Source organism: Streptococcus australis, assembly GCF_047463015.1.
Taxonomy (GTDB): Bacteria; Bacillota; Bacilli; order Lactobacillales; family Streptococcaceae; genus Streptococcus; species Streptococcus australis_F.
On sequence record NZ_JASHER010000003.1, the window covers coordinates 115,068 to 136,860 of the forward strand.

Genomic DNA, 21,793 nt, shown 5'->3' on the forward strand with positions numbered 1-21,793 from the left:
TCTTTATTGGATTAAGGATAAATGGGCTGGAAACGAGCTCTCGCATGAGAAAAATGGGGAATTTGCCCTCATGAATAGGAACTATTTTTTCGTTTTTGTTCAAGTTGGCTCAATCTGTCTAAAAAGAGACTATATGTCGAAGAAGTGTCTCCATCATTTGATTGACAGGAAGGAATGTCTGTAGGATTTTCCCTGCTGTCAGTTAAGTTGTTATCCTGTTTGAAAGCTAGCTGTATACCAAATGAGAGGAATTCTAGCTTGCGGACAGGAGGAGATGCCGTTGTTGAAAGGAGGGTTCGTTTTTACTGCATCTATTGAAAAATGATCTTGTCTACTTATTGTCGTTTCGGATAAACCGTTAAAACGACACCTTTCAAAGGAGTTTGTATATGAAAAAATCTAGCCTTGTTTCGATTGTTTTTGCAAGTTTGTTACTGAGTCCAGTTGTTTTGGCGCGCCATGTCCAGGCGGAGGAAGTAGCTACGAATGGTGTAGAACCAGCCTTGACTACCCAGGTGGGACAGCCAAGTACAGCTGAAGCCACTCCTATTTCAGATGCAGTTCCAGCAAGTGGGGAGCTGTCTCCTAAGAAGGAGCTTACGAATCAACCTAACTTGGACCAAGCGACTGCTGAAACAGGTCCTACAACGATTCAGCCGACAACGGGAAATGAATCCTCTCCGACCAAGGAGACTGCTGTAGCAGAAAAAGCTCCAGTCCAGCCTACTAGTGATGCTCCTCAATCAGCAGAAGTGTCTGTTGCAGAGAAGAATCCTTCTCCAGTTTCTAGCGCTCCTAAAGTGACTCTAGGAGAACTTTCAGAAGTGACTGGTCAACCAGTAGCAGAGTCAGATGTGAAGAAGGAAGCTACAGTGATAGACGCTGTCAACCAGCTCTTGAACTGGGCCTCGACCAAGGAGAATCAAGTCGGGTCTACCGATAAAGATCGATTGGCATTTGCTAAGAGCTTAGGAATGGTCAAGGAGGGAGTAGAGGGTTCTGCACCGGTCACGGATCTCTCCAGCATGGTAGAAGTGGCTAAAAAGCTCCATACTGCATACCGAGCAGAGCGGAAGAAACCTCTCTTTTTGAATGGACGAGCCCAGCCCATCTTCCCATTTTCACCTGGGGATGATATTGAGCATTATTCCTATGATAAGAGTGACATCGTCCGCTATATTGTCTATGTTGAAACTGACTATGATACGGATGGAGATGGCAAACCGGATTTAGTCAAGACCTTTGTACAGGTGCCAAAAGCTGCTGTCAATGGGGACTATAAGGCTGCCAGTATCTTTGAAGCTAGCCCTTATGTAACAGGGACGACCGAAGAGCGTACCTTAGAGGGAATTGGTCTCAAAGAAGGTGGAAACTTCGAGATGGCCAAGCTCTATGAAAAACCTGCCAAACGCCAAGCCAGCAAAACTGTAACGACAGAAGAAGTAGCCAAAGCGACCGATCCAAAAGAATGGTATTATGTCAATCCTCGTGAAAGCTCGAATGACTATACACACTATGACTATGAAAATCTCAACTGGTACAATTACTACTTGGTTCGTGGCTATGCAGTGGTGACCAGCAGTGGCTTGGGCTCAAAAGGATCCGATGGGATCAATACGACCGGCTCAGACCTTGAAGTGGCAGCTTACAAGAATATCGTGGAGTGGCTTAACGGCAAACGTAAAGCCTACTCAGATAAGACTAGCAACCATGAAGTCAAGGCAGACTGGTCCAATGGAAATGTAGCCATGACAGGCTTGTCTTGGGCAGGTACGACAACTTTTGGAGTGGCGTCTACTGGAGTGGAAGGTCTCAAGACCATTGTGCCAGCAGCAGGGATTGCCAGTTGGTATGACCATTTCAACAGCCAAGGATCTCCCCTTGATACAGGTGCTTCCAATGACCTTTCCTGGTTATCTGTCTATACCTCTGGTCGTATCCTTGACAAGGAAGATTGGGACAAGGTCAAGGATTACTATGCAGCCTACATCACCAAGCTCAATGAACTCCAACACAAGGATGGTCATAATTATAACGAAGAATATGCGAAACGCGACTACACGCTCAACGCAGCCAACTTAAAGGCAGCTCCTCTCATTATCCAAGGGCTCAATGATGACAACGTCAAGCCTAAACATTTCGAACTTATGCTGGAAGCCTATAAGAAGGCAGGAATCGATCCCAAGGTCTTGCTCCACCAGGGCAATCACATCTATCCATCCACGCGTTGGTCAGGGACAGAAGTGGCAGGACAAGCTTTTAATGACCTGATGAATCTCTGGTATAGCCATTACCTCTACGGTATCGAAAATGGCATTGAAAATCTCCCACAAGTAACGGCTCAGGACAATTTGGATCCTAGCAAGTGGCACCGTTTTGACAAATGGGATACGGATCAAGCTATCTCAGGTCGGATCTACTCCAAGCGTGAAGAGGTAACGGTAACGGGGGATTATTATGGCACGGGAAACAACTGGACAACACGCAACCAGGATGCAGCCTTCCATTCTTCCGAAGTGGCAGCTTCCTATGCAGCCACCGTCGACCAAGATACGACCATTAAAGGTCATATTCCGGTGCATTTTAGCGCAGCTTTTGTCAAGGGAGACAAGAACCATGCCCATGTCAGTGCGACCCTGATGGATGTTTCCGATGAGGAATTTGATGTCGTTAAGGAAGAAATCACCTATGATAAAGATGGCTACAGCACGCGCACACTGGAAAAAGAAACCATCGATGAGACAGGTTACTGGAACGGTAGCAACCTAGAGACTCTGCCTCTCAAACGTTATAAGACCCACAAGGTTAAGAGTGTGGTGATTGCGCGTGGTTGGATGAATTTGGCTAATCCAGCATCTCGCTATGACTCAGCAAGTTCTAGTCATTCTATTGATGTCAAAGAAAATGAATTCCATGATTACACCATGTACTTGCAACCAAACTTGTACACAGTGAAGAAAGGTCATCGTCTGGTCTTGAGCCTACATACCTATGATCCGGATTATATCTATTTTGCGGATCCATATGAAGTGACCTTCAAGACAGACTCTATTTCAACAACCATCCCAACTGTCGAAGCTAGTCGGTCGCTCTTATTCCGCTACCAGCCAAGTGAAAAGGATACTGAATATGCAAGCTTGGCAGATCGTATTCTCCCAATTGCTAAGAAGAAGCCTACTGTAGTGGAAGAAGCCGGTAAGGTCTCTGTTGTTGATCAAGCTAGTCATCTGGAACAACAACCACCAGTTGGACGAGACCAAATGGACTTCCGTAAAGAACAGAAAGAAGAATTGGCTCAATTAGCACACGTCAGCGAAAGCAAAAGTCAAGGAGAGGAAAGTGTCGCTCGCTTGCCTGAAAAGGAGGAAGCTCACTTGCCTGAAACTGGAGAAACAGTAAATATCTGGACAGTTTATGGCTTGATAACCGTCCTTGCGACTAGCTTGTGGAAAGTTGTCTACCGTCGCAAAGAAGATCAATAATACCAGACTGATCGCCCAAGGGTGATAGCATATCAAAGGATCCAGTCCATCAGAAGGAGGCTTCCATTGAGATCCATAGAACATTTCCAAGAACAAATTGCCACCATTTTTCAAGAGGCAATGTCCATACCGAGCTTTACTAATACCGAGACAGAAAGGGAGATAGAAGACTATCTAGACCAACGAATTGGGTCTATTCCATATTTCAAGAGTCACCCCCAGCACTTTGGTCGCTACCCTCTTCCCAATGACCATCTTCATCGCAGTGTCAATTGGGCCTTGGTCGATAAGGGCAAGAAAAAGACAGTGATCCTTTTTCACCACCACGATACGGTAGATCTAGAAGATTACGGTCCCCTAGCCCCTATAGCTTTGGATTCCGAGGCACTGGTTCATGCCTTGAAGGGCATTGATTTTCGATCAGAAATGCAGGAGGACCTAGATTCTGGCCAATGGCAATTTGGACGAGGTTCTTGTGACATGAAGGCGGCTTTAGCGCTCCAACTGGGTGTCTTAGAAGCCTACGCCTCCGATCCAGAAGGAGGTCAGGTCAACCTCCTCTACCTATCTGTGGGAGATGAGGAGTCCTATTCACGTGGGATGAGAGGAGCATTAAGTTTGCTCTGTCAGTTAAAAGATGAGTTTGACTTGGACTATGTCTTAGCGGTCGATTCAGAACCCTTTGAAGCCACTAGTGATAAGGAGAAGGTCCTGCACATCGGTACTGTCGGCAAGCTCATGCCAGTCGTCGTGGCTCAGGGTGTCTTATCCCATATGAAGGAGCCTCTAAAAGGAATCAACGCCCTCTCTCTATTAATCGCAGTCGCATCGAAATTGGATCTCCATCCAGACCTATCCGACCAAGCGCTGGGAGAGCAGTCTCCTCTCCCTTCTTGGTCTTATCTGCGAGATTTGAAGGACCAGTATGATGTATCGACGGTCCTCTATGCTGCTGGCTATTTCAGTGTGCTGCATCTGAAAAAGACCCCTCAGGAATTGCTACAACGCATCAAGGAGTTGAGCCAGGAAGTGGTTGATGAGTTTTACGTCAAATACCTGTCCCTCCAGAACCAAGCAGGCCAAGAACATGTGATAGGTCAACCAAGGGTGATCAGCTATCAAGAATTGCTGGATCGTTGCCAAAAGAAGGAAGGCTTTTCAAACTTCCAAGACCAGTGTAAGCAAAGAGCTTACCAAGCTTTCTTATCTGGAGTCAGCTATCAGGCCATTGCCATTCAGCAGATCCAAGCTTACTTAGACTTCCTAGCAGAGAAAACGCCATTGGTCGTCATTGGCTTTGCACCACCCTATTACCCATCCATGAACTGTCGCTCTTTACCAAACACCAGTCTCAAAATTGGCACCCTGGTGGATGATTACCGCCACTATTTAGGAAGACGCGGCCTGAGCCTGAAGGTAGAGGAATACTTCATGGGAATTTGTGACACCAGTTATTGCGCCTTGGAGAGAGACCTAGCAAGCTATCAGGTCGTCTTGGATAGTTTGGCGACCCCTTCTCAAGTCTACGAGTTGGATTTGGAAAAAATTGCCCAGATCCAAGTTCCGGCAATCAATTTAGGACCTTGGGGCAAGGAACTCCATCAAAGAGGGGAGCGGGTCTATAGGGAGGATCTCCTGGAGACCATCCCTAACTATCTATTTGACCTTCTCTACCGTTTTGAAGAATTGCTTTAATACTTAAGTTTTCCATTGACAAGAGAGGAAAAGAGGATTAAAATATAGGCAATATAAGGAAAATATTTGCTTTCATCAGGAAAGTGGAGTGGAAGAAGGAGAATCTATGATTGAATTTCAAGGTGTAACCAAGGATTACGATGGTCAACTGGCATTGAACCATTTGAACTTAACCATTGAAGATGGGCAAATTGTCGGCTTGATCGGCCATAATGGAGCCGGGAAATCAACGACCATTAAGAGTCTGGTCAGTGTCATTACCCCGACGACTGGTAGAATCCTAGTAGATGGGAAGGATCTCTATAGTAATCGCTTGGAAATAAAGAAGAAAATTGGCTACGTAGCCGATTCGCCAGATCTCTTCCTTCGTTTGACGGCCAATGAATTTTGGGAGTTGGTCGCTACTTCTTATGATATGAGCCAGCAGGAATGTGATGACCGCTTGGAGCATTTGCTGCATCTGTTTGACTTTGCTAGTCATCGTTATGAGGTTATCGAGTCTTTCTCTCATGGGATGCGGCAGAAGGTCTTTGTTATTGGGGCTCTTTTATCTGATCCAGACATCTGGGTTCTAGATGAGCCCATGACTGGTTTGGATCCCCAAGCCTCTTACGATCTGAAGCAGATGATGCGGGAGCATGCTGATAAGGGCAACACTGTCATCTTCTCTACCCATGTCCTCGAAGTAGCAGAACAGCTCTGTGATAAGATTGCCATTCTGAAGAAGGGGAACCTCATCTTTTATGGAACTATCGAGGAATTAAAGGGGCAACACCCAGAACAAAGCCTAGAGTCCATTTATCTTGGACTGGCTGGTCGAAGAGAAGAGGTGAGTCCAGATGCGTCTTAAAATGGTTCGTCGCCTAGTCGATGTCAACATTATCTATGCGACTCAGCCCGCCCAATTAGCGAAATTTAGAAAGAAGCAGGAAAAGGATCCGACTAGGAAGGTCAATGTTTCCGCCCAGTCCATTCGGACCTATATATTTATCGGTCTCCTTTATCTCTTCCTTTTTGGGATACTTTCTAGTGCCAATGATTTTGTCTCTAGCCCTGGTCCCTTTGTCAATATGATTACGCTCTTTGCGCTCTTAGCCATATCCCAAGGCTTGATGAGTTTTTACAATGTCTTTTACGAAAGCAAGGATTTACAATTTTACCGTCCCTATGCCTTTTCGGATGCAGAAGTAATTGCAGGAAAGAGTATTTCGGTCATCTTAGTGCTCCTGATGGCCCTGCTTCCAATGATTAGTTATTTCATCATTCTTCCTATCCAAGCAGGGGGAAATATTCTGGTGGGGCTCCTTCTTGGCCTTCTTTGCGCCATGATTCTCCTCTCCATCCTCTTTTTAGGCACCTTGTTCCTATCCCATCTGATTACCAAATCAGCTGTCTTTAAGAAACACACCAGTTTGGTGTCTAACCTCATCATTGGATTGAGTAGTCTCATTTCTATTGGAGCCTATCTCTATATCAATATGCTCCAGTCAGAGCACTCGGTAGCTGGTGATTTGGTCACTCAACCCAGCATTTTTCCTCCGATAGAGGTCTTCCATACCTTTATCTTGAATCCTTTGGATTCAGGAGCTCTACTTGGGATCTTGGCTTGGGTATTGGTTCTAGCAGTCCTCCTTTGGCTGGTCAAAAGTCAGGTCTTGCCTCATTTCTATGATGCTGCCCTTGAGGTTTCTTCTAGTCATGCGGTTAAGGAGCGGGTGAGTCAGATGAAGCTAGGAGATCAGAAGGCCTTTCATCGTTTTACTGTTTCCTATCATAAACGGCTTCTGAGTGATGGTACCTTGCTGACGCAGGTCATCTTCATGATGGCGATTTTCCCTTATCTGTTCACCTTTGGCTTGTTTCTAGGGGCTTCGCGAGCTTCCCTTCAAATTGAAAACTACCTCACGCCCCAATACCTCCTTCCTTTATCGCTGATTGCTTTCATGATTGGAGTCTTCAACTCTGTGGAAAGCTTGACCAGTATTGGGATCTCCTTGGAGCGGGAAAATTTCGCTTATCTTCGTGCCCTTCCGATTGACTTTAAACGCTATTGTTTGAAGAAATTTTGGAGCCTCTTTTCGGTCCAATCTGCTTTGCCGATCGTGCTCTTAGTAGGGGTATCTTGCTACTTTGGGGTCCATCCCCTCTCCCTTCTAGCCATGCTTTTAATTTGGTTTTTGACCAGTTTGAGTTTGAGTGTGATCGCTTTTAGACGTGATTACAAGCTCTTAACCACCAATTGGTCGACTGTGACAGATCTGATGAACCGTAATAGAGGAAATGCTGCCCTGAGAGGCTTATTAATCTTTATCTTTATTATCGTCATGCTGATTTTGATAGGATTTGCTTTCTATCTCTCTGCTGTGGCCTTCACCACCTTGATTGCTAGTGTGATTTATCTTCTCATTGCAACTATAGGAGCTCTTGCAACTGTTTCTATCTATAAACGTACTTTTTATAAATTTAACCAAGAGATTGGTGAATAAAAAAGATTCCCTCTGGTCTGACCGGAGGGAATCTGTATTTTAAAATACTGGAATGAGTTCTAGCTTTTCAGATTGAAGACAAAGTCATATTAAAAACTTTCCTTAGGTGAGTACGGACGTCAGCGAACTTCTTCGAAGTTCCAAGACTAATTATTGAGCCTAAGGTCTCAATAATTCCGAGTGCCTGAAACAATAACGTTTCAGGCACTTTTCTCACAGCGGAAAGTTTTGGTATTTTTTTGAATCGATTTAAAAATTGGAACTCATTTCTATTTCTGCAGAATCGCTTAACTTATTTTACTTTAAAATAGTTTGTCTACATTATAAAAGACTGGAATGAGTTCCAGTCTTTTATAATTAGTTGTTAAATTTCATAGCCGATTAAGAGGCCACCTTCTTCAGCATAGAAGCTGCAGAGGCCAGAGGTCGGAAGAACTTCAATATCCGCATTGGCGAATTTTTCATGTACCAAGGCAGAGAGTTGTTCTACGAATTTATCGTTGCGGCGGTGAGCGATGGTGATGTGTCCACCTTTATAGCCGGCTTTGAGCATTTCTTCAAAAGTAGTGGAAATAGCTTTCTTTTGGCCACGGGCTTTATGAAGGAGTTCAAGGGTTCCGGTATCGCTGGCTTGGCCGACCATACGGATGTTTAAGAGGCCGACAACTGTTCCGATAATTTTATTAAGTCGACCATTTTTAACCAAATTATCGACCTTAGCCAGGACAAAGATCAGTTTGGTTTTTTCTTGGTATTTGGTGATGACTTCGACCACTTGATCAAAGTCAAGGTCTTGAGCGATGAGTTGATGGAGTTTGCGGACGAGGAGGTCCACTTCACCACCAGCGGATAAACTATCGATCACATGGATGTTGGTTGCAGGATGGTCTTCTAGATAAAGTTTTTTTGCGACCTGAGCACTATTGTGGCTACCAGACAACGTACCAGTGATGGTAACAACGATGATATTATCAGCACCCTCGAAGGCTTTCATATAGTCATCAGGACTAGGACAAGCTGATTTGGAAGCAGTAGTAGTAGCATACATATCTTCCATCATTTTGTCTGTATCCAAGTTGGCGTCGTCTGTATAGATGGTCTCACCAATCTGGATGGTAAGGGGAACTGAAACAAAGCTAGTATCTGGTGCAGCACTTTCATAAGTACGATAATCACAGCCAGAATCTGCAATAATTTTCCATTTCATTTTTATTACCTCAAAATGTAAAAAATTGTACATTGACAAGTAGTTAGTCTTTTTTTACAATTATATCATGAAGTTGCATTCTCTGAAAGCAGATACATTCAGATGATACAGATAGAAAGTAAGTGTTATGGCAGAAAGAAAGATATCCGAAAAATCCTTAGCGAACCTAAAGCGATCCAATCAAGAAAGCAATGCCATCACACGGGAATCCTTGGAGATTTCCTTGCTTCAGTTGTTGGATAAAAAGGACTTGAAAAAGATTACTATTTCAGAATTGGTGGAGAGAGCAGGCGTTTCTCGTGCAGCTTTTTACCGAAATTATGAGTCAAAAGAAGAATTGCTCGAATCCATCTTCCAATCAACTGTTTCGAAGATTACCAAGTCTTTGGAAGGCTATAATTTCAAGACCGATTTGTACCAGATTTGGGTCTATCTCTTTAAAGAGGCCAAGAAGGAAGCCCGCATTATCAGCTTGGCCGTCGATTATAATTTTGAGAAACTACTCACCAAGGCTGTTTATGAATTTCTAGAAAAGAGGAGTAAAAGTCAGAAATCCTCACAAGGACCAGCTAGTTATTTGAATTCCTTCCTCAGCTCAGCCATTGTCTCTGTCCTGGCCAAATGGATCAAGGATGGCATGAAGGTTCCGGCGGAGAAGATGGCTTCCTTAGGTCTTCCCTTGTTTCCTCAAAAGAAAAGAAAATAAGAAAAATGATCTACTAGATCGAGTGTTTACTTCGATTCCAGTAGATCATTTTTTACTTTATCTAGGAAACGGTCCAGTTCCTTTTGGTTTTTGAGAGTGATGAATTTATCGGAATAGGTAGAACGGATATTTCGATACCTTTCTTTGGCATTCTTAGTTCGACCGTCCCAGAGAATCCAACGGATGAATTCCCAGTCAAAGCGTTCAGGGCAGCCGGCTGCCATACTCTCACGGACGCGGCCTTCATAACGGCGGTATCGTTTCCACCCTCTATAGAGACAGTTCCAACGAGAGAAGTTGAGAAAGATAATCTGGTCGGCTTGCTCCATTCTCTCCTGATAGCAGCACCAAGAGTAATTGCCATCAATTACCCAGTCTCTATGATCGCTGAGAAACTGTCTCATCTCTTGCTCCATCCAATCCCGGTCACTGTCTATCCAACCCGGTTGAAATTGAAGGGTGTCCATGTGGAGCTTGGGGATGGAGTAGTAGCGGGCTAGGTTTTCAGCCAAAGTTGACTTACCAGATCCTGAATAGCCGATAATCATAATTTTCATGTCTTCTCCTCATTTGGAAGCAACAAAAAAAGCTCCGGAGAGCTCATTTTGTATGCAATACTTGATTAGCCAAGTTTTGCTGCAAGACGTGCTTTATCACGGCTAGCTTTGTTTTTGTGGATCAAACCTTTAGTTTCTGCTTTATCGATAGCTGAGCTAGCAGCGCGGTAAAGTTCTTCAGATGGGTTTGCTTCAAAAGCTTTGATTGCAGTACGCATAGCTGATTTTTGAGCTGAGTTTTTTTCGTTTTGTTTAACGTTCAATTCAGCGCGTTTGATAGCTGATTTAATGTTTGCCAATTTTTTCACCTCCAATGATATTCTAACTCTCTTATTATATCTGAAAACTTTTCTTTTGACAAGCCCAAACTAATTTTTCTTCGAATCGCTATTTTTTAAAGATCATTTTGTCTTAAAACTTTTATCTCTTGAGATAGATTTCGTCGATCTCATGGTTGGCAGATTTGTGCAGGATCAGTTCGGCTCGGTTCCGGGTGGGCTCGATATAGTCTTTTAGATTTAAGAGATTGATCGACTCCCATACCTGATGAGCGAAAGCGAGGACTTCTTCTTCAGGCTGCTTGGTAAAGCGGTGGTAGTAGTTGCTTGGGTCATCTTTCGCACGGTCTAACAACTTTTTAAAGCGATCGATATACCAGGACTCAATATTAGCAACCTCAGCATCCACATAGATGGAAAAGTCAAAGAAGTCTGTCATATAGAGCCGATCGTTTTGGGGATTCTGAAAGACATTGATCCCTTCCACGATAATGAAGTCCGCAGCTTGGATGGTTTGCTTCTGGTCAGGGACGATATCATAAATCTCGTGAGAATAGACGGGGATTTGATAGCTTTGACCATTTTTAAGTTGGTTGAGGAAATCCAAAAGGAGCTCCATATCATAACTTTCAGGGAAGCCCTTGCGATTGAGATTGTTTTGTTCAATCAAGGTGGCGTTGGGATACAAGAAACCATCGGTGGTCACCAATTCAACAGTAGAATCTGAAAAGGTCCGAGAAAGAAGGATTTGAAGGAGACGACTCGTCGTTGATTTGCCGACAGCCACGCTCCCTGAAATTCCAATCATAAAAGGCTGTTTTTTACTTTCCTGTTGGAGGAAGATGCCTTTTGAGAATGCTAAATCCTCTTTCGCTTTTTTGTAGATTTGAATCAGATGTGTCAAGGGTAAGTAGATATCTGTTACATCTTGCAAGCTAATGAGGTCGTTAAAACTCTTGATTGAATTCAATTCCTCTTCAGATAGAGGAGGGGTTGATTTCCGGTGGAGATTTTGCCAAGTTTGTCGATTGATCTTTTCGAAATGTAGAAATTCTTTATCCATTGCAAGCCTTTCCTCCATAGTGACCTTTAGTATATCAGTTTTGAGATCTTCTGTAAACGATTTAAAAATAGGTTAAATTATGCTATAATGCTAATATGAGTAAAATGTACTATGACGAACATCCAGATGCCCAACATGATATCCATGAGTTACATGTGGTCCTTCTAGGAGAGCGGATGAATTTTTTGACGGATGCGGGCGTTTTTAGTAAGAAAATGATCGACTTTGGCAGTCAGGTCCTCTTGTCTTGTCTGGCATTTCAGCCAGGAGAGACAGTTTTGGACGTTGGTTGCGGCTATGGCCCACTTGGTCTCTCTTTGGCTAAGGCGCAAGGGGTTCATGCAACTATGGTAGACGTCAATACACGTGCCCTTGATCTGGCTCAGAAAAATGCGGCTTTCAATCAGGTCGAAGCTACTATCTTCCAATCCAATGTCTATGATCAGGTTGAGGGATGTTTTGACCATATTATCAGTAACCCTCCGATTCGGGCTGGGAAAAAGGTAGTTCATGAAGTACTTTCTGGAAGCTTTGATCATTTGAAACCTGGTGGCGATTTAACCATTGTCATTCAGAAAAAACAGGGTGCTCCAAGTGCGAAGGCAAAGATGGAAGAAGTCTTTGGAAATTGTGAAATCCTAAAAAAAGACAAGGGTTATTATATTTTAAGGAGTGAGAAAACCGCATGAGAGCTGTAGATATCATTCAGAAAAAACGCGATGGCATTGAATTGACTAAAGAAGAAATTCACTGGCTGATTGAAGGCTATGTGGCTGGAACAGTCCCAGACTATCAAATGGCTGCCTTTGCCATGGCGGTTTACTTCAAAGGGATGACGACGCGAGAAATCTCAGATTTGACCATGAAGATGGTAGAAACAGGGGAGCAATTCGACCTCTCTGCTATTAAAGGCATCAAGGTGGATAAACACTCTACAGGTGGTGTAGGGGATAAAGTAACGATTGTATTGGCTCCTCTAGTGGCGAGCTTTGGTGTCCCAGTAGCTAAGATGAGTGGACGTGGCCTTGGACATACAGGTGGGACTATTGATAAGCTAGAATCGATTAAAGGATTCCAAATTGAGCGGACCCAGGAAGAGTTCATTAAACAAGTACAAGAGATTGGCCTTTCTGTCATTGGACAGTCGGACCAATTGGTCATGGCGGATAAGCTTCTCTATGCGCTTCGGGATGTGACAGCGACGGTTGATACGATTCCATTGATTGCTAGCTCCGTTATGAGTAAGAAGATTGCGGCTGGAGCAGATGCCATCCTTCTCGATGTCACCGTTGGAGAAGGGGCCTTTATGAAGACCATTGAGGATGCGCGTGAACTAGCTCGTACCATGGTGGATCTTGGTAATGCTGTTGGTCGTAAGACCATTGCTGTTTTGACAGATATGAGCCAGCCTTTAGGAACCAGTATCGGGAACCGTCTCGAAATTCTTGAAGCCTTAGATATTCTTCAAGGCAAAGGTAGAGAAGATGTGACTCACTTCATTTGTGAATTGGCTCAAATTATGCTGGAACTCGGCGGGGTGACGGCCAGCTTGGAAGAAATCAAGCAGCATCTGACAGCCGGCAAAGCACTGAAGAAGTTTGAAGAAATGGTCCTTGCTCAAGGTGGAGATTTAGACGATCTCTATCGTCCAGTTCAGGTAAAAGAACAAGTGCCTGTCTATGCAGAAGAGGATGGCTATATTGTAGCCTTGCCTGCTATGGAACACGGACTCTTCGCTATGCGTCTAGGAGCTGGCAGAGCTGTCAAATCAGACGATTTGGACTATGAAACAGGGATTGTTTTTGCTAAGAAAGTTGGGGATCCTGTTCAAAAAGGCGACCTTGTTGCAACTATTTATACAAATTTAGAAATTAGTCAAAAAACCATTGCAGAATTCCAAAAAAATGTTAAAATACTAGACAAGGTTGTAAGCGTTTCAGAAATTATTGAAATTGTTTCGTAATTCATTTGGGGGAGATTTATTAATGAAATTAAACAAATATATTGACCACACATTATTAAAACCTGATGCACAACAAGAACAAATCGAGGCTTTGATCGAAGAAGCGAAAGAATATGATTTTGCAAGTGTTTGTGTCCAACCGACCTGGGTCAACTTCGCTGCAGAAGGACTTCGGGATTCAGATGTAAAAGTGTGTACAGTGATTGGTTTCCCTCTTGGCGCAAATACACCAGCTGTTAAAGCATTTGAAACTCAAAATGCCATCCAAAATGGAGCCGATGAGATCGATATGGTCATCAATATCGGTGCCTTGAAATCAAAAAATCTGACATTAGTAGAAGAGGACATTCAGGCTGTTGTAGATGCAAGTGGTGATCGCTTGGTAAAAGTGATCATCGAAACCTGCTTATTGACCGAAACTGAAAAAGTAGTGGCTTGCCAGATTGCCAAATTGGCAGGAGCAGACTTTGTCAAAACTTCAACTGGTTTCTCTACTGGAGGAGCAACTGTTGAGGATGTTGCCCTCATGCGCCAGGTTGTTGGACCGGATATGGGAGTGAAAGCATCTGGAGGTACTCGTAGCTATGAGGATGCACAAGCCATGATCCAAGCGGGTGCTAACCGAATCGGCACTTCCTCTGGAGTAGCAATCATGAAGGGAGAAGTAGCCCATGGCGACTACTGAGTTGATTGACCTAGCTGTAAAAACAAGTGAGAATGCTTATGTACCTTATTCTCATTTTCCAATTGGAGCTGTTCTTGTGACAGATGAGGGGAAGATTTATACAGGCGTCAATATTGAAAATGCGAGCTTCGGCTTGACCAATTGTGGCGAGCGGACAGCCATCTTTAAGGCTGTTTCAGAAGGGGAGCGTTCATTTAAGGAATTAATTATTTATGGTCAGACGGAAAAACCAGTTTCACCCTGTGGTGCTTGTCGCCAGGTGATGGCTGAATTTTTCGAGCCAGACCTACCGGTTACTCTGGTAGCCAAAGATAAATCGACGGTCGTGATGACGGTCAAGGAATTGCTTCCATATTCCTTTACAGATCTTACCTAGTAACATCTGTAAAGGCGGTCTATTGACCCTTTCATTAATCCGCAACTTAGTTGCATATCTTATTTAGGAGGTTCAGAAATGAACAAGAAACAATGGTTAGGCCTAGGTCTAGTAACTGTCGCTGCAATCGGACTTGCTGCATGTGGAAATCGTGCGTCTCGCAAAGATTCTTCAGATGCAAAAACTGATTTAAAAGCTGCTATCGTTACTGACACAGGTGGTGTTGATGATAAATCATTTAACCAATCTGCATGGGAAGGTCTACAAGCTTGGGGTAAAGAAAACGGTCTTTCTAAAGATAACGGATTCACTTATTTCCAATCTACAAGTGAAGCAGATTTTGCAAATAACTTTAGCCAAGCTGCTACAAACGGCTACAAATTAGTTTACGGTGTTGGTTACAAACTTGCTCCAGCTGTTACAGCTGCTGCAGATGAAAATGCTGATATCAACTACGTTATCATTGACTCTGTTGTAGGAGATAAAAAGAACGTAGCATCTGCTGTTTTTGCGGATAATGAAGCTGCTTACCTTGCAGGGGTTGCTGCTGCCAAAACAACTAAGACTAACAAAGTTGGTTTCATCGGTGGAGCACGTGGTGAAGTTATCACTCGTTTCGAAAAAGGATTTGAAGCAGGCGTGAAGTCTGTAAACAAAGACATTTCAGTAGACGTACAATATGCTGAAGACTTCAACAACCCTGAAAAAGGAAGAACTATTGCAGCGACACAATACGCTGCAGGAGCTGACGTTATTTACCAAGCTGCTGGTGGTACAGGAGCTGGTGTCTTCAAGGAAGCAAAAGACTTGAACGAGAAGAAAAATGAAGACGAAAAAGTTTGGGTTCTTGGTGTAGACCGTGACCAAGTTGACGAAGGTAAATACACTTCAAAAGATGGTAAAGAATCTAACTTCGTATTGGCTTCAACTTTAAAACAAGTTGGTAAAACTGTTCAAGAAATCGCAACTCAAACTGCTGATGGCAAATTCCCAGGTGGAAAAGTGATCACATTTGGTTTGAAAGATGGTGGTGTTGATTTGACAACTTCTAATCTTTCTGAAGATGCTAAAAAAGCAGTAGAAGATGCTAAAAAACAAATTATCGATGGTAGTGTAAAAGCACCTGAGAAATAAAACCTTCCGGAAGCGATCCATCCTTCTTGGGTCGCTTTTTTATGAGGTGTTGGGACATTTTGTCTCAATAGAACTTACTAACTCGTTTAGCAGGTCCTACTGAAATAAAATATAGTTTTCTAGAAAGGAATATTCGAATGGCACACGAAAACGTCATTGAGATGCGTGAAATTACCAAAATCTTTGGTGAATTTGTCGCAAACGACAAAATCAACCTCGAATTGCGTAAAGGTGAAATTCATGCACTTCTTGGTGAAAATGGAGCTGGGAAATCAACCCTGATGAATATGTTGGCTGGTCTTTTGGAACCAACGAGCGGAGAAATTGTGGTCAATGGGAAGTCTGAAAAACTAGATTCTCCTTCAAAGGCTGCTTCTCTAGGGATTGGGATGGTTCACCAGCACTTCATGTTGGTGGAAGCTTTCACTGTTGCAGAAAATATCATTCTTGGTAGCGAAGTCACTAATAAAGGCGTATTAGATTTGAAAAAAGCTAATGCAGATATCCTTGAATTGTCAGAACGCTACGGCTTGGCTGTGGATCCTACAGCAAAAGTTGAAGATATTTCTGTTGGTGCTCAACAACGTGTAGAAATCTTGAAGACACTCTATCGCGGAGCTGATATTCTGATTTTCGACGAGCCCACAGCGGTGCTAACTCCTGCTGAAATTTTGGAGTTGATGGATATCATGAAAGCCCTTGTTAAAGAAGGGAAATCTATCATCCTCATCACCCACAAACTGGACGAAATTCGTGCGGTTGCGGACCGTGTCACAGTTATTCGTCGTGGGAAATCCATTCAAACCGTTAGCATCGAAGGTGCTACCAATAAAGATTTGGCAGAGATGATGGTTGGGCGTTCAGTTTCGTTCGTAACGGAAAAGGAAGAAGCGCAACCGAAAGAAGTGGTTCTTGCAATTTCTGACTTGATCGTGAATGAAAACCGCGGAGTTCCTGCAGTCAAAGAGCTATCTCTTAATGTTCGTGCAGGCGAAATTGTTGGGATTGCAGGGATTGATGGTAATGGTCAGAGTGAATTGATTCAGGCTATTACTGGACTTCGTAAAGTCAAATCAGGTAGTATTAAAATTAAGGGACAAGAAGTTGTTGGTCTTTCCCCACGTAAGATTACTGAAATGAATGTCAGCCACGTTCCTGAGGATCGTCATCGTGATGGTCTTGTTCTCGAAATGATGCTTTCTGAAAACATCGCACTTCAAACTTACTACAAAGAACCACTTAGCAAAAACGGTGTGTTGAATTACAATCAAATCAATTCATATGCCCGCAAGTTGATGGAAGAATTTGATGTTCGTGCAGCCAACGAGATTGTTCCAGCAAGTGCTCTATCAGGAGGAAATCAACAAAAGGCCATTATTGCTCGTGAAGTTGATCGGAATCCAGATTTGTTAATCGTTAGCCAACCGACACGTGGGTTGGACGTTGGTGCGATTGAGTACATCCATAAACGTTTGATTGACGAACGTGATAAAGGAAAAGCCGTCCTCGTTGTCAGCTTCGAATTAGATGAAATTCTAAACCTATCAGACCGGATTGCTGTTATTCATGATGGAAAAATCCAAGGTATTGTGAAGCCATCTGAGACCAACAAACAAGAGCTTGGAATTCTAATGGCTGGTGGAGAAATCAAGGAGGCTTCAAATGAATAAAAATACAAGACAAATTGCTATTCCTTTTATTTCTGTAATCCTAGGAATCATCCTTGGAGCCGTCATCATGTGGATCTTTGGTTATGATGCTCTTTGGGGTTATGAAGAACTCTTCAAGACAGCTTTTGGTTCTATTAAAAATGTGGGTGAAATTTTCCGCGCCATGGGACCACTGGTGTTGATCGCTCTCGGATTTGCAGTAGCTAGCCGAGCTGGATTCTTCAATGTTGGCTTACCAGGACAGGCCTTGGCTGGTTGGATTACGGCAGTATGGTTCGCTTTATCTTTCCCAGATCTCCCTCGTATCTTAATGATTCCTTTGACAGTACTTGTGGCTGCAATTGCAGGAGGTTTTGTTGGTTTGATTCCAGGTATCTTGCGAGCATTTTTGGGAACGAGTGAAGTCATCGTTACCATTATGATGAACTACATCGTCCTGTTTGCTGGAAATGAAATCATCCGGAACTTCCCTAAAAAGTTCATGGTCGATTCTGAATCCAGTATCACAGTAGGGGCAAATGCAAGTTATCGTCTAGGCTTTCTGACTGAATTAACCAAGTCACGGATGAATATCGGTATCTTTATCGCCTTGATTGCTGTTGCAGTAGTTTGGTTCATTATTAAGAAAACAACACTTGGTTTTGAAATCCGTTCCGTTGGTCTTAACCCGAATGCTTCCGATTATGCAGGGATGTCTGCTAAACGAATCATCATTCTTTCCATGGTGATTTCAGGTGCTCTCTGTGGGATCGGTGGAGCAGTAGAAGGGATTGGTACCTTCCAGAACATTTATGTTCAACCTGGTTCCTTGGCTATTGGATTTAATGGGATGGCGGTGGCCCTCCTTGCTAGCAATTCTCCTATTGGGATTGTCTTTGCGGCCTTCTTGCTTGGAACCTTGCAAACAGGTGCGCCAGGTATGACCACAGCGACCATTCCACCAGAACTTGTCAATATTGTGACAGCTTCGATTATTTTCTTTGTAAGTGCTCATTACATTATCGAAAAATACATCAAGCCTAAAAAACAAATGAAAGGAGTAGAGTAAGGATGAATACTGTTGCTATACTAACGATTCTTGTATCGAATATGCTGGTCTATGCTGCTCCCCTCATTTTCACTAGTATCGGAGGAGCCTACTCCGAACATGCTGGTGTTGTTAACGTTGGTTTGGAAGGTATCATGGTTATGGGAGCTTTCACAGGAGTCGTGTTTAACTTGACTTTTGCTGACTCTCTTGGTGGCATGACCATCTGGTTATCTCTCCTTGCAGGTGGTTTGGTTGGTCTTATTTTCTCTGCTATCCATGCTGTAGCTACTATCAACTTCCGTGCTGATCACGTGGTGAGTGGTACGGTATTGAACTTGTTGGCTCCTGCCTTAGCTGTCTTTTTGGTAAAAGCAATCTACGGAAAAGGTCAAACCAACAATATCGATTTGTCATTTGGTAAATTTGATTTTCCTTTCTTGTCTGATATCCCTGTCATTGGAGATATCTTTTTCAAGAATACAAGCTTAATGGGATATGTCGCGATTGGATTTTCATTTGTAGCATGGTTTATCATGTTTAAAACGAAGTTCGGTCTTCGCCTTCGCTCAGTTGGTGAACATCCACAAGCTGCTGATACCCTTGGAATTAATGTATACCTCATGCGTTACTATGGTGTGCTCATCTCTGGATTCTTAGGAGGAGTTGGGGGTGCCTTGTATGCGCAATCTGCTTCTGTTAATTTCTCTGCAACTACCATTGTAGGACCTGGATTTATCGCCCTAGCGGCAATGATCTTTGGTAAATGGAGCCCAATCGGTGCCATGCTATCCAGTCTATTCTTTGGACTTTCACAAGCCTTGGCAGTTGTATCTACGCAGATTCCTTTCCTTGCCCATATTCCAGGAGTTTACCTCCGTATTGCCCCGTATGTATTGACCATCATTGTCCTAGCAGCCTTCTTTGGTAAGTCGGTTGCACCGAAAGCAGATGGTGTGAACTACATCAAATCGAAATAAAAGCCTCCATTATGGAGAAAGAAAGCACGAGTCATTTGGACTCGTGCTTTTTGTACGTTTATGGATTAGTTTGCATTTCTGCAAGTAGGTTTTTTGCTGTCGTAGTCGGTAAGATTCGCAAGCGATTTAGTGAGTAAAGGCCATCATCTAGACTGGCTAGTCCATTATTGGTCGTTAAGCCCATTTTGTAGCCATTTTTTTCTGCTAGTTCCATGGTGACATCAGAGTAGCGACCGGCAGGGTAGACAATGGTGGTAGTGGTTTGATGGAGTTTCTTATCTAGTACTTGTTTGGAATTTGCGAGTTCAGATTTCTGACGAGAGCTATCTGATTGAGCCAAGTCTGGATGAGATACTGTATGACTCTCAAAGGTCATACCTTGGGCTTTCATTTCTTTGATCTGATCGAAGGTTAAAACACTGGGTCTTTCCTCGTCAGAAAAGGAAGTAATGATATTGTTGGTTGCGGTCATTTGGTATTTTTTTAAGAGTGGATAGACTATGGTATAAAAGTCAGCAATTCCATCATCAAAGGTCAACCAAACGACTTTTCTCCCTTCAGGCAGTTCATTTTTAGTGAGTGCCCGATAGGCTTCCTCAGGTGTCAAGGTATAGTAGCCGGCTTCTTTAAGAGCTTTGAGATGGCTCTCAAAGGTTTCTGGTGCCACGATGAGATTGGCATTGGCTTCTTCAGAAGGAGCCATCGTGTGAACAGCGTGGTACATGAGAATTGGAATTTTTACAGGTTGATCTTGTTTTACCCATTTAGTGGTGGAGCCTTGCTGATTCACAGTCTGACTTGTATTTGTTTCTTGCTTGTCAGCAACGGGAGTACTAGCAGCTCGTTTTAATAGAAGAAAGCCTAAAATGAAGATGCAGGATAGCAGAAAAGCATTTAAAATAAGTAGTAAGCGTATTTTCTTTGGGACACGTCTTTTTCGGTGATTCATAGAGACCCCTTTCTAATTCATTATCATTATATCATAGGGGCAGGAAATCTTTTCAAGACAAAGTTACAAATGGACTAAAATTTTGGGAAATCTCCTTGATTTTTGAAGGAATGGCTTGCTAGTACGTTTAGTGAGAAGATTTAAATCTGAGAAAGTGGAGTTCTTGTAGAGGAAGAAGGCCATAGAACTAGTCAGAAGGGGCTAGTTTTTGATATAATAGACTATATTAGATTTTTAAGGAGACCAACATGTCTGTAAAAATTGCCTTACTAGGATTTGGTACTGTTGCCAGTGGCGTACCATTTTTATTAAAAGAAAACCATGAAAAGATCAGCCAAGCTGCTCAGTCTGAAATTGAAGTAGCTAAAGTTCTTGTCAAAGATGAAGAAGAGAAAGCCCGCTTATTAGCTGCTGGTCATGGCTATAACTTTGTGACCAATGTTGATGAGATCATTGAAGACAAAGACATTGCCATCGTTGTTGAATTGATGGGTCGAATTGAGCCAGCTAAGACCTTTATCACCCGTGCTCTTCAAGCTGGAAAACATGTCGTAACAGCTAATAAAGATTTGCTTGCTGTTCATGGAGCTGAGTTGATTGCGATTGCCAAAGAGCATGGCGTTGCCCTCTATTATGAAGCAGCAGTAGCTGGAGGGATTCCAATTCTTCGGACCTTGGTAAACTCTCTCGCTGCAGATAAAGTGACTCGCGTACTCGGTGTGGTCAATGGAACCTCCAACTTTATGATGACCAAGATGGTCGAAGAGGGCTGGTCTTATGAAGATGCTTTAGCTAAGGCCCAAGAGTTGGGCTATGCGGAAAGTGACCCAACCAATGACGTAGATGGGATTGATGCGGCCTACAAAATGGTGATTTTGAGCCAGTTTGCTTTTGGGATGAACGTTCAGTTTGACCAAGTAGGTCATAAGGGGATCCGCAACATTACTCCTGAGGATGTTGCTGTGGCTCAAAGTTTAGGCTATGTAATCAAATTGGTGGGATCTATCGAAGAAACTCCTTCTGGTCTCTCAGCAGAAGTAACTCCAACCTTCTTACCAAAAGCACACCCACTAGCTGGCGTGAATGGTGTCATGAATGCAGTCTATGTGGAATCGATCGGGATTGGTGAGTCTATGTACTACGGTCCTGGTGCAGGTCAAAAACCAACAGCCACTAGTGTAGTCGCTGACATTATTCGCATTGTTCGTCGCCTCAATGAGGGAACAATTGGAAAAGCCTTTAACGAATACAGCCGTCCTGTGCAATTGGCTAAACCAGAAGATGTGAAGAGTGATTATTACTTCTCTATTCAAACTCCTGATATGAAGGGACAATTGCTCAAGTTGGCACAAATTTTCAACCAAGAAGATGTTTCCTTTAAGCAGGTTCTCCAATCAGGTGCCAAAGATTCTGTGGCTCGTGTTGTGATTATCACTCACCAATTGAATCAAACACAATTGCACCACATCATTGAGAAAATTGATGCTGAAGCTGACTTCACCTTGTTGAATACCTTTAAAGTATTGGGAGAATAA

At 43.2% G+C, this 21,793-nt stretch carries 19 protein-coding genes; 14 read left to right on the plus strand and 5 right to left on the minus strand.

The features are described 5' to 3' along the window. The first annotated feature begins 389 nt into the window (after positions 1 to 389). The 4 genes from QM873_RS04240 to QM873_RS04255 all read left to right on the plus strand — a co-directional run bounded on the left by QM873_RS04240 (position 390) and on the right by QM873_RS04255 (position 7,663). Positions 390 to 3,482 carry a CocE/NonD family hydrolase gene (locus tag QM873_RS04240; RefSeq protein WP_414278870.1) on the plus strand — a complete coding sequence of 1,031 codons (3,093 nt, stop codon included), beginning with the start codon at positions 390 to 392 and terminating at the stop codon, positions 3,480 to 3,482. A 120-nt stretch (positions 3,483 to 3,602) separates the two neighbouring features. Next, positions 3,603 to 5,177, plus strand: coding sequence for a M20/M25/M40 family metallo-hydrolase (locus QM873_RS04245; RefSeq protein ID WP_195323941.1), 1,575 nt, complete (start codon positions 3,603 to 3,605; stop codon positions 5,175 to 5,177). A gap of 106 nt (positions 5,178 to 5,283) precedes the next feature. Then, the gene (locus QM873_RS04250; protein ID WP_006596000.1) at positions 5,284 to 6,027 is read left to right on the plus strand and encodes an ABC transporter ATP-binding protein; all 744 of its coding nucleotides are present in this window, start codon (positions 5,284 to 5,286) and stop codon (positions 6,025 to 6,027) included. Beyond that, positions 6,017 to 7,663 carry a hypothetical protein gene (locus tag QM873_RS04255; protein ID WP_414278871.1) on the plus strand — a complete coding sequence of 549 codons (1,647 nt, stop codon included), beginning with the start codon at positions 6,017 to 6,019 and terminating at the stop codon, positions 7,661 to 7,663. The genes QM873_RS04250 and QM873_RS04255 overlap by 11 nt, the downstream gene beginning before the upstream one ends. Positions 7,664 to 8,027: 364 nt before the next feature. Here the strand turns inward: QM873_RS04255 and QM873_RS04260 are convergent, their stop codons facing one another. Continuing rightward, positions 8,028 to 8,870, minus strand: coding sequence for a DegV family protein (locus QM873_RS04260; protein WP_195323780.1), 843 nt, complete (start codon positions 8,868 to 8,870; stop codon positions 8,028 to 8,030). 127 nt (positions 8,871 to 8,997) lie between these two features. Here QM873_RS04260 and QM873_RS04265 point away from each other — a divergent pair, with 127 nt between their 5' ends. Next, a complete protein-coding gene (locus QM873_RS04265) occupies positions 8,998 to 9,576 on the plus strand; it encodes a TetR/AcrR family transcriptional regulator (RefSeq protein WP_048687917.1) in 579 nt (192 codons plus the stop codon). A gap of 26 nt (positions 9,577 to 9,602) precedes the next feature. Here QM873_RS04265 and QM873_RS04270 read toward each other — a convergent pair whose 3' ends face one another. From QM873_RS04270 to coaA, 3 genes are all read right to left on the minus strand, one after another. Continuing rightward, the gene (locus QM873_RS04270; RefSeq protein ID WP_195323781.1) at positions 9,603 to 10,133 is read right to left on the minus strand and encodes a DNA topology modulation protein; all 531 of its coding nucleotides are present in this window, start codon (positions 10,131 to 10,133) and stop codon (positions 9,603 to 9,605) included. Between the two features lie 65 nt (positions 10,134 to 10,198). Beyond that, a complete protein-coding gene (gene rpsT, locus QM873_RS04275; protein ID WP_023023719.1) occupies positions 10,199 to 10,447 on the minus strand; it encodes a 30S ribosomal protein S20 in 249 nt (82 codons plus the stop codon). A 106-nt stretch (positions 10,448 to 10,553) separates the two neighbouring features. Then, a complete protein-coding gene (gene coaA, locus QM873_RS04280) occupies positions 10,554 to 11,474 on the minus strand; it encodes a type I pantothenate kinase (protein ID WP_195323782.1) in 921 nt (306 codons plus the stop codon). Positions 11,475 to 11,569: 95 nt separating this feature from the next. Between coaA and QM873_RS04285 the strand changes: the two genes are divergently transcribed. The 8 genes from QM873_RS04285 (at position 11,570) to QM873_RS04320 (ending at position 19,309) form a co-directional block, all read left to right on the plus strand. Beyond that, on the plus strand, positions 11,570 to 12,163 hold the full coding sequence (locus QM873_RS04285; protein WP_120701810.1) for a class I SAM-dependent methyltransferase: 594 nt from the start codon (positions 11,570 to 11,572) through the stop codon (positions 12,161 to 12,163). Further along, positions 12,160 to 13,437: a pyrimidine-nucleoside phosphorylase gene (locus tag QM873_RS04290; RefSeq protein ID WP_414278872.1), complete on the plus strand. Its 1,278-nt coding sequence runs from the start codon at positions 12,160 to 12,162 to the stop codon at positions 13,435 to 13,437. The genes QM873_RS04285 and QM873_RS04290 overlap by 4 nt, the downstream gene beginning before the upstream one ends. Before the next feature lie 22 nt (positions 13,438 to 13,459). Then, positions 13,460 to 14,122, plus strand: a complete 663-nt coding sequence (gene deoC, locus QM873_RS04295) for a deoxyribose-phosphate aldolase (protein ID WP_061564122.1) — start codon at positions 13,460 to 13,462, stop codon at positions 14,120 to 14,122. Then, positions 14,109 to 14,498 carry a cytidine deaminase gene (locus QM873_RS04300; protein ID WP_048687941.1) on the plus strand — a complete coding sequence of 130 codons (390 nt, stop codon included), beginning with the start codon at positions 14,109 to 14,111 and terminating at the stop codon, positions 14,496 to 14,498. Before deoC ends, QM873_RS04300 begins: the two co-directional genes overlap by 14 nt. A 78-nt stretch (positions 14,499 to 14,576) precedes the next feature. After that, on the plus strand, positions 14,577 to 15,632 hold the full coding sequence (locus QM873_RS04305) for a BMP family lipoprotein (RefSeq protein WP_006596011.1): 1,056 nt from the start codon (positions 14,577 to 14,579) through the stop codon (positions 15,630 to 15,632). 137 nt (positions 15,633 to 15,769) lie between these two features. Beyond that, complete coding sequence (locus QM873_RS04310) at positions 15,770 to 17,302, plus strand: ABC transporter ATP-binding protein (protein ID WP_414278873.1); 1,533 nt, start codon at positions 15,770 to 15,772, stop codon at positions 17,300 to 17,302. Next, positions 17,295 to 18,350: an ABC transporter permease gene (locus QM873_RS04315; RefSeq protein WP_414278874.1), complete on the plus strand. Its 1,056-nt coding sequence runs from the start codon at positions 17,295 to 17,297 to the stop codon at positions 18,348 to 18,350. The genes QM873_RS04310 and QM873_RS04315 overlap by 8 nt, the downstream gene beginning before the upstream one ends. 2 nt (positions 18,351 to 18,352) lie before the next feature. After that, positions 18,353 to 19,309, plus strand: a complete 957-nt coding sequence (locus QM873_RS04320; protein WP_195347945.1) for an ABC transporter permease — start codon at positions 18,353 to 18,355, stop codon at positions 19,307 to 19,309. Between the two features lie 58 nt (positions 19,310 to 19,367). On the opposite strand, the gene QM873_RS04325 is transcribed toward QM873_RS04320, so the two are convergent. Further along, a complete protein-coding gene (locus tag QM873_RS04325; RefSeq protein WP_414278875.1) occupies positions 19,368 to 20,258 on the minus strand; it encodes a polysaccharide deacetylase family protein in 891 nt (296 codons plus the stop codon). Positions 20,259 to 20,506: 248 nt separating this feature from the next. On the opposite strand from QM873_RS04325, the gene QM873_RS04330 reads away from it, so the two are divergent. Next, a complete protein-coding gene (locus QM873_RS04330) occupies positions 20,507 to 21,793 on the plus strand; it encodes a homoserine dehydrogenase (RefSeq protein WP_414278876.1) in 1,287 nt (428 codons plus the stop codon).

Excerpts from the sequence above, each read along its gene's own strand:
- QM873_RS04240 (WP_414278870.1), top strand. The coding sequence starts at position 390 with ATGAAAAAATCTAGCCTTGTTTCGATTGTTTTTGCAAGTTTGTTACTG.
- QM873_RS04245 (WP_195323941.1), top strand. The coding sequence starts at position 3,603 with ATGTCCATACCGAGCTTTACTAATACCGAGACAGAAAGGGAGATAGAA.
- QM873_RS04250 (WP_006596000.1), top strand. The coding sequence starts at position 5,284 with ATGATTGAATTTCAAGGTGTAACCAAGGATTACGATGGTCAACTGGCA.
- QM873_RS04255 (WP_414278871.1), top strand. The coding sequence starts at position 6,017 with ATGCGTCTTAAAATGGTTCGTCGCCTAGTCGATGTCAACATTATCTAT.
- QM873_RS04260 (WP_195323780.1), bottom strand. The coding sequence starts at position 8,870 with ATGAAATGGAAAATTATTGCAGATTCTGGCTGTGATTATCGTACTTAT.
- QM873_RS04265 (WP_048687917.1), top strand. The coding sequence starts at position 8,998 with ATGGCAGAAAGAAAGATATCCGAAAAATCCTTAGCGAACCTAAAGCGA.
- QM873_RS04270 (WP_195323781.1), bottom strand. The coding sequence starts at position 10,133 with ATGAAAATTATGATTATCGGCTATTCAGGATCTGGTAAGTCAACTTTG.
- coaA (WP_195323782.1), bottom strand. The coding sequence starts at position 11,474 with ATGGATAAAGAATTTCTACATTTCGAAAAGATCAATCGACAAACTTGG.
- QM873_RS04285 (WP_120701810.1), top strand. The coding sequence starts at position 11,570 with ATGAGTAAAATGTACTATGACGAACATCCAGATGCCCAACATGATATC.
- QM873_RS04290 (WP_414278872.1), top strand. The coding sequence starts at position 12,160 with ATGAGAGCTGTAGATATCATTCAGAAAAAACGCGATGGCATTGAATTG.
- deoC (WP_061564122.1), top strand. The coding sequence starts at position 13,460 with ATGAAATTAAACAAATATATTGACCACACATTATTAAAACCTGATGCA.
- QM873_RS04300 (WP_048687941.1), top strand. The coding sequence starts at position 14,109 with ATGGCGACTACTGAGTTGATTGACCTAGCTGTAAAAACAAGTGAGAAT.
- QM873_RS04305 (WP_006596011.1), top strand. The coding sequence starts at position 14,577 with ATGAACAAGAAACAATGGTTAGGCCTAGGTCTAGTAACTGTCGCTGCA.
- QM873_RS04310 (WP_414278873.1), top strand. The coding sequence starts at position 15,770 with ATGGCACACGAAAACGTCATTGAGATGCGTGAAATTACCAAAATCTTT.
- QM873_RS04315 (WP_414278874.1), top strand. The coding sequence starts at position 17,295 with ATGAATAAAAATACAAGACAAATTGCTATTCCTTTTATTTCTGTAATC.
- QM873_RS04320 (WP_195347945.1), top strand. The coding sequence starts at position 18,353 with ATGAATACTGTTGCTATACTAACGATTCTTGTATCGAATATGCTGGTC.
- QM873_RS04325 (WP_414278875.1), bottom strand. The coding sequence starts at position 20,258 with ATGAATCACCGAAAAAGACGTGTCCCAAAGAAAATACGCTTACTACTT.
- QM873_RS04330 (WP_414278876.1), top strand. The coding sequence starts at position 20,507 with ATGTCTGTAAAAATTGCCTTACTAGGATTTGGTACTGTTGCCAGTGGC.